At 32.6% G+C, this 13,103-nt stretch carries 11 protein-coding genes and 2 pseudogenes; 5 read left to right on the top strand and 8 right to left on the bottom strand.

Annotated features, from left to right (window positions below; translation table 11 throughout):
• Positions 1-52: 52 nt before the first annotated feature.
• The 6 genes and pseudogenes from SO785_RS02685 to SO785_RS02660 form a co-directional block, all read right to left on the bottom strand.
• Positions 53-601, bottom strand: coding sequence for a hypothetical protein (locus tag SO785_RS02685; protein WP_011254387.1), 549 nt, complete (start codon positions 599-601; stop codon positions 53-55).
• An 89-nt stretch (positions 602-690) separates the two neighbouring features.
• Positions 691-1,299, bottom strand: coding sequence for a LysR family transcriptional regulator substrate-binding protein (locus SO785_RS02680; RefSeq protein ID WP_003547757.1), 609 nt, complete (start codon positions 1,297-1,299; stop codon positions 691-693).
• 1 nt (position 1,300) lies between these two features.
• Positions 1,301-1,462 carry a hypothetical protein gene (locus SO785_RS02675; protein ID WP_003547759.1) on the bottom strand — a complete coding sequence of 54 codons (162 nt, stop codon included), beginning with the start codon at positions 1,460-1,462 and terminating at the stop codon, positions 1,301-1,303.
• Positions 1,463-1,482: 20 nt separating this feature from the next.
• The gene (locus tag SO785_RS02670) at positions 1,483-2,649 is read right to left on the bottom strand and encodes a GNAT family N-acetyltransferase (protein WP_011254389.1); all 1,167 of its coding nucleotides are present in this window, start codon (positions 2,647-2,649) and stop codon (positions 1,483-1,485) included.
• 69 nt (positions 2,650-2,718) lie between these two features.
• A complete protein-coding gene (citX, locus tag SO785_RS02665; RefSeq protein WP_011254390.1) occupies positions 2,719-3,261 on the bottom strand; it encodes a citrate lyase holo-[acyl-carrier protein] synthase in 543 nt (180 codons plus the stop codon).
• Between the two features lie 32 nt (positions 3,262-3,293).
• A pseudogene (locus tag SO785_RS02660) lies at positions 3,294-4,144 on the bottom strand (LysR family transcriptional regulator).
• Positions 4,145-4,271: 127 nt separating this feature from the next.
• On the opposite strand from SO785_RS02660, the pseudogene SO785_RS02655 reads away from it, so the two are divergent.
• Positions 4,272-6,544 (top strand): annotated as a pseudogene (locus SO785_RS02655) (plasma-membrane proton-efflux P-type ATPase).
• A 44-nt stretch (positions 6,545-6,588) separates the two neighbouring features.
• Here the strand turns inward: SO785_RS02655 and SO785_RS02650 are convergent.
• Positions 6,589-7,092: an SLAP domain-containing protein gene (locus tag SO785_RS02650; protein WP_003547769.1), complete on the bottom strand. Its 504-nt coding sequence runs from the start codon at positions 7,090-7,092 to the stop codon at positions 6,589-6,591.
• 133 nt (positions 7,093-7,225) lie between these two features.
• Here SO785_RS02650 and cls point away from each other — a divergent pair, with 133 nt between their 5' ends.
• The 4 genes from cls to SO785_RS02630 all read left to right on the top strand — a co-directional run bounded on the left by cls (position 7,226) and on the right by SO785_RS02630 (position 11,771).
• On the top strand, positions 7,226-8,716 hold the full coding sequence (gene cls / locus SO785_RS02645; protein WP_003547770.1) for a cardiolipin synthase: 1,491 nt from the start codon (positions 7,226-7,228) through the stop codon (positions 8,714-8,716).
• Positions 8,717-8,870: 154 nt separating this feature from the next.
• A complete protein-coding gene (locus SO785_RS02640) occupies positions 8,871-9,623 on the top strand; it encodes a homoserine O-succinyltransferase (protein WP_372744811.1) in 753 nt (250 codons plus the stop codon).
• A gap of 12 nt (positions 9,624-9,635) precedes the next feature.
• Positions 9,636-10,565, top strand: coding sequence for a cysteine synthase A (cysK, locus tag SO785_RS02635; protein WP_003547772.1), 930 nt, complete (start codon positions 9,636-9,638; stop codon positions 10,563-10,565).
• 114 nt (positions 10,566-10,679) lie between these two features.
• Positions 10,680-11,771, top strand: coding sequence for a DUF871 domain-containing protein (locus tag SO785_RS02630; protein ID WP_003547773.1), 1,092 nt, complete (start codon positions 10,680-10,682; stop codon positions 11,769-11,771).
• 45 nt (positions 11,772-11,816) lie between these two features.
• Here SO785_RS02630 and citG read toward each other — a convergent pair whose 3' ends face one another.
• Positions 11,817-12,632: a triphosphoribosyl-dephospho-CoA synthase CitG gene (gene citG, locus SO785_RS02625; RefSeq protein ID WP_003547775.1), complete on the bottom strand. Its 816-nt coding sequence runs from the start codon at positions 12,630-12,632 to the stop codon at positions 11,817-11,819.
• Positions 12,633-13,103 lie beyond the last annotated feature (471 nt).

The raw sequence follows: 13,103 nt of genomic DNA, 5'->3' as shown, positions 1-13,103 counted from the left end.
AAAGTACAGAAAAATTTGAATTAAAAATAAGCATCCCCAGTGGGGATGCTTATTACATCGTATAATTAATTTTTTCAAATTTATAATTCTTCATCTGCTTGGCTAATTTTTTACTTCTATAGTAATTTCCGCCATCATACCTACTTGTATAAACTAAAATATTATGTTTTTGACCATTAATTGTTTGAGGAGCTACTCTATAAAGATTCCATTTTTCAAAAGTAATCCATGGATTAATCTCATAGAAAGTATCATCCTTCATCTTAGTTGTTTTACCGGACATCCAATTTTTGGTAACTTGATCAAATTTTCTTTGATTTTGAATTTTTCCGTTAAAGTAATCACTAATTATATTTTTATCTTGTGAGTAAATGACTTTACCATTTACAGTATGCGCACCAAAGGTGATTTTTTTACCACTATGTGCATCACGATCATAGGAATACCATGTTCCTTGCATCTTTTTAGGCACAGTAACCACCGCGCCATTACCATATGTTGAGGCATTTACAGGTTCAACATGCATAGCCACTCCACTCAACCCTGAAACAAGTACCATTGATGTCAAAGGCAATATATTTTTTCTAAGCATAAAAATCATCTCCAGAATAAAACTGTATCCGTTTTCATTATTAATTTTACAGTATTTTGCTATATAAAAACAAGTGATTTCTATATCACTTGTTAAAATTAATATTCTGATTTTAACATCTCGACAAATTTATTATTACATGACGTATCTTTAACATAATATGCCATAATAGTTTGTCGCATAATTTTCCCATCTTCGTCTAATAAAAATAAACATTGTAACGAATCATTTTTGATCAAGTTAGCTGCAATTTCATTAATTAAAAAATAACCAGAACCGGAAGCTACTAATAAAGCAGCCTCTTCAACTGAATTAGATGCAATAAACGGGCTTTTAATTGTATAAATATCTTTCAACAAATGAAGCTCAGCCACCTCTTCTTCCGGCTTAGCCACAATAAAACAAGTCAGATTAGATAGATCAGACTTATCGATCATTTGAATGCCGCTTGGATAACTACCTCTTGGGACAATTGCCATGACTCCAACTTCAGTAAGATCTTTTTTTATAAAGCCATTTTCTTCACCACGAAAATCGTTAATTACTAGATCGACATCACCACTTGCTAATTTTTCAAAAGCCTGATCATGACCTGTACTAATTAACTTTACCTTAATATTAGGATATATCTGCTCAAACTTAATTTTGGCTTGATCTAGCTCTTTTCTCCCTAATTGATTAAAATACGCAATCTTTAATTGCTCCATATTAGTCCTCACTTAAAGGTGCATGACCTTCGTTGACTAACTTCTTCTTATCTTTTCTAATCTGATATTTGTTAATCATAATTAACATTGAAATTATTACGTTAATGCCACTAACAATAATACCCAAGAACTTTAATAAGTTAATTTTACTTTGTTTACTCATTTTTACTACCTTCTTTAAATCTAGAAATAATCATAAAATGATACTTTGCCTTTTTTAAAGTCTAATTTTTTAACTCGATAATCTGTAATTAATCCCAGTTTAACAGCATCGGCCATAGTTAGTCTACCTAAAAGAACTTGTGTCCAAGCAGTAATTGAACCAGAATAATCAACTAAACCATCTTCCATATGTTTACAAGTGACATGTCCATCTTTATTAACTATTTGCCATACACCAATATTCCAGGGACATTGATCATCATTAATAACTTCAATATTAAAAGTACCATCTTTAAGTGGTTTCATATATGTAAGTATTCGTTCAAAATCGATGATTCTACTCATCATATATGGGCGCAATCGAATATCTAATAAATTTTGCTCTGGGAATAACTCTGCAAGAATAGAATCTTCTGGCAAAATCATCCGAAATTCTTTGCTTGTCCCAACGTGTGAACCCATGAAACCAAGTAATGCCAAATAACCTTGTGGTGTAATTGAATATAGCTCGTCAGCTAAGAATACATCCCCTTGAAGACGATAAATTAAATAGCTAATTGGTCTTTCATCACTATCAAAATAAACGGCAATATTTCTATTTTGATAATAAGTATTTAGTCTATTCCACCACCAGTCTTCACGAATAACAGTATTTCGTTCATCATCTGTATGAAGTTGACGTTCATATAACTGAATTACACCATTCTGCACAAGTAAATTGTTCCAATTACTTCGTACAATCTGTCCACTTCTGGGTAATTTAAAACTTTTTAAAGCTTTACCTGAAAAGCGATATTCGGTTTGATAAATGCTATTGCTAAAACCATAATGACGATAAAAACTCTCAGAAAAAGGAGCCAAATTAGCAAATGGAACATCTTGTTCATGTAAAGCTTGCAGTATTTCTTTCATTAATTTAGAAATATGACCTTGCCCACGATATTCCGGATACGATGCCACATAACCTATTCCTGCCATTGGAACATGATTTCCAAAGACCTCGCTTTTAAACTGATTAACCATGATATAACTAGTTAACTTAGTCTGATTAAAACATCCATAACCTATACTATGATTATATCGACTCTTAAAATTAATATCATGTGTTAGATCTTCATTTTTTAAAAAAGCATATTCAATTAGTGAAGCAATTTTATTCAAATTGTCTTGATTTTTTTCTAATTTCATATTTTTTCCAGTCACTATAAATGTCTATAAATTATTCATTATTATTTTAGATCATTTAAAGAAATTTAGTTAAGCATTTTCAATGTATTTAATATATAAATTAGAAATAAAATCTTGCATTTCCTTTACTGAATGACGTCTAGAACGTGCACACTCTTTAGCCCGACGAGAACATAAAAAGCATTTACGTACATTTTGGCCTAAGTCTTTACGTGAGATTGCGGTATTATGATCTTTCACCAATACATCAGCATCAAATAAACGACCTAATGGAGTATAGTCTTCAAAATCAATGGTTGATCTTTTAACTTGGATTGCAGGTAAACTTAAAACATAAAATTTTTCGCATCCACTATCTTCATTTAATGCTTTAACTAATTTATATTTATAACCTGATTTTTGCCAACTATTCTCTAGTTCACTTATTCCCTTATCAAATATATTTTTTAAATATTGATTATTTTTTATTGGTCCAGGAATATTTAAATTAATATCAACTAGTGTTTGATCCGGGTACTTGTTAAAAATTGCTTTTTGCAAAGCGACTCGATAATCCTTTGCATTTAAAACCTGAGCAATATCCTGTTTATTTCCTTTATTAAAAATATTCATTATTCTCACCAATTAGATTATTTTATACTACATTATTTTACTAGGCTAATAATCTTTTTCATTAATGGTGTAACAATTTGATCTTTGCGCCAAACTAACTGCAAATGTGTTATCCAATTAACATGTTTAACAGCAATCATTTTATTTTTAGCATAGGTTGTCGCAATAGATTCTGGTACGAGTGCCAAACCCATATTTTGCTTAGCCCAAGTAATTGCTGTACGAGAATCGTCACATTTCATAGCATAAAATGGCTTAATACCATGATGAGCAAATGTTTGATTAAACATCTCTTCGAAGCGCCGGTATATAATCAATGGTTGGTCTTTTAAATCCTCTATTCGTAGCTCTTTTTTATGTAATAAAGTAATATCATTAGTCACTGCCATCATTTTTTCGGTAGTTAAAGTTTTAGCATTTAAGCCTGTTCTATTATATGGTGTCCTAACTATTCCCATATCAATTGTCTTTTTTCTAATTTATCTAAGACACCGAAAGTATTATCTTCATAAATATCAAAGTTAATTTCTGGATAAAATTGCGTTAATTCCTTAAAAGCAGCAATTGGCATATAACCCGTTGAAGAAGATACAATCCCCATTGCAACAGTCCCCAATTCACCAGAAATAGTTTTATGGACTTGATTTTTAGCATTTTGAGCTAAAGATAAAATTTCGCTCGCATAACTTTGCAAAGTTTGACCTGCATCGGTCAATTCTATTCCATGAGCTGTTCTTTTAAATAATTGAGCACCTAATTCTTTTTCTAATTGTTTTAATTGATAACTAAGTGGCGGCTGAGCAATATATAATCTTTTAGCAGCAGCAGTAATTTGCTTTTCTTCAGCTACCACTAAGAAATAATGTAATTGTTTAATATTCATCAAATATATCCTTTTTATTTTCATGAGCAGTGATATTAAAAAAATTAATATCATATATTTTATTTTAGTATTTTAATCTAAGCAATTTATATGCTAATTTAGTTAAAGAAGATTTGGAGGGAGAAAAATGACTGGAAAATTTGAAGGCTTAACTCAAGCCGAAGCCGATAAGCGACTTAAAGAAGATGGGTTAAATGAAGTACCTGAACCTGAATATAATTTCTTTAAGGAATTCTTATCTAAGCTATGGAACTTGTCTGCTTGGATTCTTGAAGGAGCGTTAATTCTTGAATGTATCTTAGGTAAATGGGTTCAATCTCTATTTGTTTTGTTAATGCTCTTATTTGCAGCATTTAACGGGGCATCTAAGAAAAAGCAATCACGTCGCGTTTTAGATACTATTTCACACCAATTGACACCAACGGTTGCGGTAAAAAGAGATGGAAACTGGATCAAAATTGATTCTAAACAATTAGTTAAAGGTGACTTAATTTCATTACAACGTGGAGATGTTTTAGCCGCTGACGTTGAACTAGTTGACGGCAGTATTGCCTGCGATGAAAGTTCAATCACCGGTGAATCAAAACCAGTTAAAAAAATGTAGGTGATGCTGCCTATGCTGGTACTACAATTGTTGAAGGTGATGGCCTAGCAATTGTTACTGCAACAGGCAAAAATTCAAGAAGTGGTAAAACTATCAACTTGATTAATAATTCTGCTGCTCCAGGCCACTTACAACAATTATTAACCAAGATTATTTACTATCTTTGCCTACTTGATGGTGTACTTACATTAGTTATCATCATTGCCTCATTCTTTAAGGGAGGCAACTTTGATACTTTCATTAACATGTTACCATTCCTTGCGATGATGTTTATTGCCTCTATTCCGGTTGCAATGCCATCAACTTTTGCTTTATCCAACTCATTTGAAGCAACTCGCTTGAGTAAAGAAGGGGTTTTAACTTCTGATTTAACTGGTATCCAAGATGCAGCTAATTTGAATTTATTGCTACTTGATAAAACAGGAACAATTACAGAAAATAAAACCGCTGTTACGAGTTGGACTGACCTAAGTAGTTTACCAGATAAAGAAGTTTTAGCTTTAGCTGGTAGCGCTACAGATAAGCGAAATGCAGGAATTATTGATACCGCAATAGATGAATATCTAACAGAAAACAACATTCCTATAATGACGGCAGAGAAATTTACTCCATTTACCTCTGATACGGGATATTCAATGTCTATTATTGATGGTCATAATGTTAAACTTGGTTCTTTTAAGCAATTATCTTTAATTGATAAAAATGCCAATGAAAAAATTGAAGGTATCAATTTCAAAGCTGGTCGATCCGTTGCTGTTTTAATTGATGACAAGTTAGCTGGCGTCTTTATCTTGCAAGATAAGGTAAGAAAAGATTCTAAGGCAGCTTTAGCAGACCTCAAAAAGCGTGGCGTTCGTCCAATTATGTTAACTGGTGATAACCAAAGAACTGCTGCAGCTGTTGCTGAAGAAGTTGGCTTAAATGGTCAAGTTATTTCAATTCACGATTTTAACGAAAATACTGATATTGATGACCTAGCAGGTATTGCTGATGTTTTACCAGAAGACAAACTTAATATGGTAAAATTTTTCCAGCAAAAAGGCTATATTGTGGGAATGACCGGTGATGGTGTTAACGATTCTCCTGCTTTAAAGCAAGCTGAAGTTGGTATTGCAGTTTCAAATGCAGCAGACGTTGCTAAACGTTCTGGTAAGATGGTACTTTTAGATGATGGCTTAGGTTCAATTGTTAAAATTTTAGATGCTGGTCACCGCGTTTACCAAAGAATGACTACTTGGTCATTAACCAAACTTGCCAGAACTGCTGAATTAACTATGTTGCTAACCTTTGGTTACTTATTCTTCAACTATATTCCAATGGCATTAAACGCAATGGTTATTTACACAATCATGAATAATATGGTAACCATGATGATCGGTACTGATAGAACTCATATTACTTACAAGCCTGAAAACTGGAACATGGCAAAATTAGCTAAGATCGCCTTTTCATTAGCTGCAGGTTGGACAATTATCGGATTCATCTTTATTTGGTACCTAAATACTCACGGTTGGAGTCATGGTACAATTTCAACAATGGTTTATGTTTACCTAGTGCTTAGCGCAATGTTAATCGTCTTAATCACTAGAACTCGTAAATATTTCTGGCAAGATTATCCATCAAAGATGGTCGGTATTGTCCAAATTGCCGATGTAGCATTAACCTTTATCCTTGCTCTTTGCGGTTTAGCTATGGTCCAAATCAGCTGGCAAAACTTATTAATCACAATAATTGTTGCAGTAATTGCAGCTATATTAATCGATTTAGTCTATCAGCCAGTAATGAAAAATAGATAAAAATAAAGTGGTGAAAATTCACCACTTTATTTTTTTATTCTGCGTTAGTTATTAATCATAATAGTTAAAACATTAAAAGCTTTAACATATTCGCCATCACCAATTTTGATAAATGGCTTTTCATTAATTTCTTTATGACCTAAATAGTTTACTTTTTCCCCACGCTTGACAAATTTGCCTGGTATTTTTTCACCATTTTCATCATAAACAAATGAAGATTTTTTAATTTGATTCTCTACCTTAGCCGTAGATTTTACATATGGTAAAAATGCCTCTTGTTTTACAAATCTATTCTTGCCAACCTTAACATAACTATTCCCATTAATCACTTTAATGATATAAACTTTGCAAAGATTCCCTTTCTTTAAGCGTCCAACTCTAACACCATCTTTATTATAGACGTATGTACTTCTAGTCAAACTTAATTTTTTTCCTTGCTTAATAGGATTAGCAACAGCAGCTTCTGTTATATGAGTATTGGCTGCTACCCCTAATCCAGCTGTGAACAATGCTACTCCTGCAAGATAGATTATTTTCTTTTTTAACATAGTTCCTACCCCCGTATAATAATATCTGCTATTTTCATACTTCTATTTTACCAAATAACAATCAAATTTGAGCCATTTCATATCAAAGATCTGCTAAAATTACAAGTAATGAAATGTATAGGAGTAATGTTTTATGATCTTAACTTGGGATATTATTAGGCGAATTTTAGAAGTGCTATGGGTGATCAATATTGCTTTGGCAGTATGGACCGTATTTAGAAGTCGACGTAGCGTTGTTGCGACTTGGGCATGGATGCTTGTCTTGACGATCTTACCCGGTATTGGTTTTATTCTTTATCTTTTCTTTGGACGTCAACTATCACACGATGAAATTTTTGCCATTCAAGAAGAGCAAAGAAAAACGCGAAATCATTACTTAAGGCAACAAAAGAAAATGCTTGAAGAACATGATCTTCTTCCTCAAAAAGAACGTGTTCCTCGAGCTAGAATGTTAACTGAACTAAACTTAAATAACGATGATGCTATTTTGACTTTTGACAATAAAGTTAAAGTTTATACTGATGGTCCAGAGCTTTTCGATCAGATGATTGAAGACATAAGAAATGCTAAAGAATCTGTTAGTCTAGAATTCTATACTTTTTATGCAGATCATCTGGGAAACCGTGTATTAGCAGCTCTTGAAGAAGCTGCTAGCAACGGAGCTAAAGTTAGAATAATTTATGATGTTTCTGGTTCACGTGGTACAAAACCAGCCTTTTTTGATCATTTAAGAGAACTTGGTGGTGAAGCACAGCCCTTTATTTCAACTTCAAAAAAACACTGGTTTACTACACCACGACTTAACTACCACCTTCACCGTAAATTAGTTATTATCGATCACAAAATAGGCTACATAGGTGGGTTTAATATTGGTGATCAATACGTTAACCAATCTAAGAAGTTTGGTCATTGGCGAGATACCCATTTGCGAGTAATAGGACAATCTCCAATTTTAATGGAAGTTCGCTTTGCAATGGATTGGAATACTTCTACTAGAAGAACCAACCTTGAACAATTTAAACTCAGTGAACTTAAATCATTTACAATTAAACGAAAAGACCTCAGTTCTATCGATAATGTAGCCATGCAAATTGTATCTTCTGGACCCGATAATCAACATTATGGTATTAGGCGAGGATATGAAGGAATAATTGCCGGTGCTAAAGAATACGTTTATATCCAAACCCCATATCTAATCCCAGAAGATGCTATTCTAGAATCACTAATCATTGCTGCTAACAGTGGTGTTGACGTTAGAATTATGATTCCTTGCATGCCAGATCATCCATTTGTTTATCGGGCAACAGAATATTATGCTAAATACTTAGTTGCACATGGTGTTAAAGTCTATAAATATAATGATGGTTTTATTCATGCTAAAACTATGGTTAGCGGTTCAAGTATTTCTTCTGTGGGCTCTGCCAATCAAGATTTTCGTAGCTATACTCTGAATTTTGAGGTAAATTCATTTAACTACAATTCAGCATTAGCTAAGCAACTTAAAGACATTTTTGAAAAAGATCTTGATCAATGTACTCTTTTAACTAATGAATATTTCGCCCAACAATCATCTTGGTTGAAGTTCAAGCAATACTTCTCTAGACTACTTTCACCTATTTTTTAATAATATATTTCAAACTGACAAAATATTTTGTCAGTTTTTTCTTTAAGTGTTTTTCCTTTACTTATTTTTAATAAGCTGTATAATTAACCCAACTATTAATAAGTAAGGAGGTAAAATCTTGGCTAACAAAGTTAAAATAGGTATCCTTAATTTAATGCATGATAAACTCGATACACAAAGTCATTTTATCAAAGTCTTGCCTAATGCAGATCTAACGTTCTTTTATCCACGTATGCATTATCAAAATCGTCCTATTCCACCCGAAGTAAATATGACTTCAGAACCTCTGGATATTAACCGAGTGAGTGAATTTGACGGATTTATCATTACAGGTGCACCAATTGACCAAATTGATTTTTCAAAAATTACTTATATTGAGGAAATCCGATATTTGCTTCAAGCCTTAGATAATCACAAGATTCAGCAATTATATTTTTGCTGGGGTGCCATGGCTGCTTTGAATTACTTTTATGGTATTAAAAAGAAAATTTTAGCAGAGAAAATCTTTGGTGTTTTTCCTCACTTAATCACGGAACCGCATCCCCTATTAAGTGGACTTAGTCAAGGTTTTATGGCTCCTCATGCTCGTTATGCAGAAATGGATAAAAAGCAGATCATGCAAGATGAACGACTAGCAATTAATGCAGTTGATGATAATAGTCATCTTTTTATGGTATCTGCGAAAGATAATCCCGAACGTAATTTTATCTTTTCACATATCGAATATGGTAAAGATAGTTTGAGAGATGAATATAATCGCGAAATAAACGCTCATCCTGAGCGACATTATAAAAAGCCAATAAATTATTCGATGTCTAATCCATCATTTCAATGGCAAGATACACAAAAAATATTTTTCAATAACTGGCTTAAAAAGGTTAAAGATAATAAATTAGTTTTAAATTAATCGAGGTAAAAAATGAGTACAATTTTCAATTCAGTAACAGAATTAGTTGGTAACACACCATTATTAAAGTTAAATCGTGTTGTACCAGAAGATGCAGCAGATGTTTATGTCAAATTAGAATTCGAAAACCCTGCTGGTTCAGTTAAAGATCGTATTGCTCTGGCAATGATTGAAAAAGCTGAACGTGATGGCAAATTAAAGAAAGGTGGCACTATTGTAGAACCTACCTCGGGTAATACTGGCATTGGTCTAGCAATGGTAGCTGCTGCTAAAGGGTATCATATTATTATTATAATGCCCGAAACAATGAGTGTTGAACGTCGCAAGCTTATGAAAGGTTATGGAGCTGAACTAATTTTAACTCCTGGTTCTGACGGAATGAAGGGCTCTATTGCTAAAGCCGAGGAGTTAGTTAAAGAAAAAGGCTATTTCATGCCAATGCAATTTGATAATCCTGAAAATCCTAACATCCATGAATTAACCACGGGGCCTGAAATTATCGCTGCAATGAACGGTATTGGTAAAGCTATTGACGCCTTTGTAGCTGGTGTTGGTACTGGAGGTACATTGTCAGGTATCGGTCGTGCTTTAAAAAAAGAAAATCCTAATACCAAAGTTTACGCATTAGAGCCAAGTGAATCTCCATTACTAAAAGATAGAAAAGCTGGTAAACATGGCATCCAAGGTATTTCTGCTGGTTTTATTCCAAGCAATCTAGATAAAAATATTTATGATGGTGTCATTGAAGTTTCAACTGACGAAGCTATGAATACTGCTCGTAAAACCGCAAAAAAAGAAGGCTTCTTACCTGGTATTTCTGCTGGTGCTAACGTTCATGGGGCAATTGAATTAGCTAAAAAATTAGGAAAAGGTCACACTGTTGTAACTGTTATTCCAGATGGTGGCGATCGTTACCTTTCAACCGCACTTTTTAATGATTAAGATAAAACTAATTAAGGGAATGAATAAATTCATTCCCTTTTAATTTTGGACTAGACCTTTATACAAAAATTAGATATAATTGGTATAGACAGATATATAAAGCGAGGTATTTTTATGACAATGAGATCTTTAGGCCTTTCAATTTATCCAGACCACAGTAAGTTTGAAGATAATGCTAAATATTTAGAATTAGGACATAAATATGGTTTCTCTCGTATTTTTATGAGTATGCTTGAAGTTCAAGGTAGTCCTGAAGAAACAAAAGCTAAATATAAAAAGATTATTGAATATGGCAATCAACTTGGTTATCAAACATTTTTAGATGTTGCGCCACAAATCTTTGATAAATTAGATATTGATTATTCGGATCTTTCATTTTTCGCTGAAATAGGTGCTGCTGGTATTCGATTGGATCAATCATTTGATGGTGCAACTGAAGCCTTACTTTCATACAATCCCTATGGCTTAATCATTGAATTAAATATGAGTAATAATGTTGACTATCTAAACAATATTATTTCTTACCAAGCTAATACACCTTTTATTTATGGCTGTCATAATTTTTATCCTCAACGTGGAACTGCTTTACCATATAATTTTTTTGTAGAATGCAGTAAAAGATTTAAAAAATTCAATATTCATACTGCTGCATTTATTTCTAGTCAAGTTGGTAAAATTGGTCCATGGGACGTTGAAGACGGACTACCTACTCTTGAACAAGATCGTAATTTACCAATTGATATTCAAGCAAAACATCTTTTCGCATCAGCATTAATTGATGACGTTATTATCGGTAATGCTTACGCTAGTGAACATGAATTAAAAGCTGTAGCAAATGTAAATCGATATCAATTACAGTTACATGTTGATTATGTTGCAGATGTTAATTCTATTGAAAAAAAGATCGTTGAAAAAACTCAACATTTTCGTCGTGGCGATATGAATGAAATGGTTATTCGTTCAACTATACCACGCGTAACTTATAAAGATGTGCCAAATAAACCACACAATAATACCGAAAATTTCCAGCGTGGTGACATTTTAATTGGTAACGATAATTTCGGCATTTATAAAAATGAACTTCAAATTGTTTTGAAACCACATCAAGATCCTCGTAAAAATAAAGTTGGTAGTATAGCCTCAGAGGAACTGTTCTTACTCGATTTTATTAAGCCTTGGTCTAAATTCAAATTAACATCTAAATAGTAAAAGGCACTTAGTTCATCTTAAAGAAAGCTAAGTGCCTTTTTATTATAAGTATCCCTTTTCTAATGCCATAAATATCGTAACAATCAGTAAATCAGCACAACCACCCAAACTGTAATTATTTTCTTTAAATACTTTATTTAACTCATCTAAATAAGCTAGCCCCGTTTTAGTTTCCGCACCACCTAATCTTAAGTACTTTTCAGCTGATTGATGAAGCCAGTTAATCACTTCAATGTTTCCTGCTCTCTTAATAAGATTGGAATCTTCAATAACTGTAGCAATCTTCATTAGTGTATCAAGCAATCTTTGATTAGTAGTACCTTGTCTATTTTTTAAAAAAGGTAAAGCAATTTTCTCTATAATAGGATACCCTTCTTGTGCAACTTGACGGGCACCACCTTGTCCATATTGAATAAATTGCTGTTCACCAGCTGTCAGATTTTGATTATTTTTTTGTAAATCATTTTTCACTAATCCCTGACACATTTTTCTAATAACAGAAAAGGTATCAACGTTATTAAAGCGGGCATAACTTTCGGCACAAACAAATATGCCTAATGAAAATATTGCACCTTTATGAGTATTAACTCCACTAGTGGTATGAAACATTATTTTTTCAGCTATACGACCTTGAATTCTAAGTTGCTCAAATACTTTTTTTAAATCTGTCTCATAAGTTATACCAATTTCTTCAGCTTTATTAAAATATTCTCTTAAACTTAAACTACTGTTAATAAACATATAAACGTCCATATCAGGGTGTGGTCCAATATCACTTGGATCAACTAAACCGGGCTTAGGGAGGGTTACAACTTCATACAGAAGTGCTTTGATTGCATTAGTTACAATTTGAGTCATAATTACCTCGTAAAAAAGAAATACCCCTAAAGGAATTTTCCTTTAAGGGGATTTTTATAATTTCTGTTGATTTCGCGCTACCAGCGCTACTACTTTTAGTATAGCGATCTTTATATGTTCACGCAATATATATTAAGATATATCATTAAAAATAATAATCAAAAACGAAGACCAAAACATAGTCTTCGTCCTTGATCTAAACACAGATCAAGTGCCTAACGCATATTAATCTGCTCCTCTTGATCAGTGTTTCGATATGTGGCTTTTTTTATAATTTCATAGATAGAATCTGAACCAATAACAGTATTATTTTGTGCCACCGAAACACCCCATTTCTTGCACTAAAATATCTTTTATTTTTAAAGTAAGCGCTTACTTTATACACATAATATATCATGAATCGTTTATTTTGTCATGTTTTTTATTTATGATAGCCCCTAATTATTTTTTGTTTTGTAAACCAGCCTACAC

The organism is Lactobacillus acidophilus, assembly GCF_034298135.1.
Classification (GTDB): Bacteria; Bacillota; Bacilli; order Lactobacillales; family Lactobacillaceae; genus Lactobacillus; species Lactobacillus acidophilus.
This window is presented reverse-complemented; position numbering and strand designations above follow the sequence as displayed.

Coding starts and splice junctions, on each gene's coding strand:
- SO785_RS02685 (WP_011254387.1), bottom strand. CDS start 601: ATGATTTTTATGCTTAGAAAAAATATATTGCCTTTGACATCAATGGTA.
- SO785_RS02680 (WP_003547757.1), bottom strand. CDS start 1,299: ATGGAGCAATTAAAGATTGCGTATTTTAATCAATTAGGGAGAAAAGAG.
- SO785_RS02675 (WP_003547759.1), bottom strand. CDS start 1,462: ATGAGTAAACAAAGTAAAATTAACTTATTAAAGTTCTTGGGTATTATT.
- SO785_RS02670 (WP_011254389.1), bottom strand. CDS start 2,649: ATGAAATTAGAAAAAAATCAAGACAATTTGAATAAAATTGCTTCACTA.
- citX (WP_011254390.1), bottom strand. CDS start 3,261: ATGAATATTTTTAATAAAGGAAATAAACAGGATATTGCTCAGGTTTTA.
- SO785_RS02650 (WP_003547769.1), bottom strand. CDS start 7,092: ATGTTAAAAAAGAAAATAATCTATCTTGCAGGAGTAGCATTGTTCACA.
- cls (WP_003547770.1), top strand. CDS start 7,226: ATGATCTTAACTTGGGATATTATTAGGCGAATTTTAGAAGTGCTATGG.
- SO785_RS02640 (WP_372744811.1), top strand. CDS start 8,871: ATGCATGATAAACTCGATACACAAAGTCATTTTATCAAAGTCTTGCCT.
- cysK (WP_003547772.1), top strand. CDS start 9,636: ATGAGTACAATTTTCAATTCAGTAACAGAATTAGTTGGTAACACACCA.
- SO785_RS02630 (WP_003547773.1), top strand. CDS start 10,680: ATGACAATGAGATCTTTAGGCCTTTCAATTTATCCAGACCACAGTAAG.
- citG (WP_003547775.1), bottom strand. CDS start 12,632: ATGACTCAAATTGTAACTAATGCAATCAAAGCACTTCTGTATGAAGTT.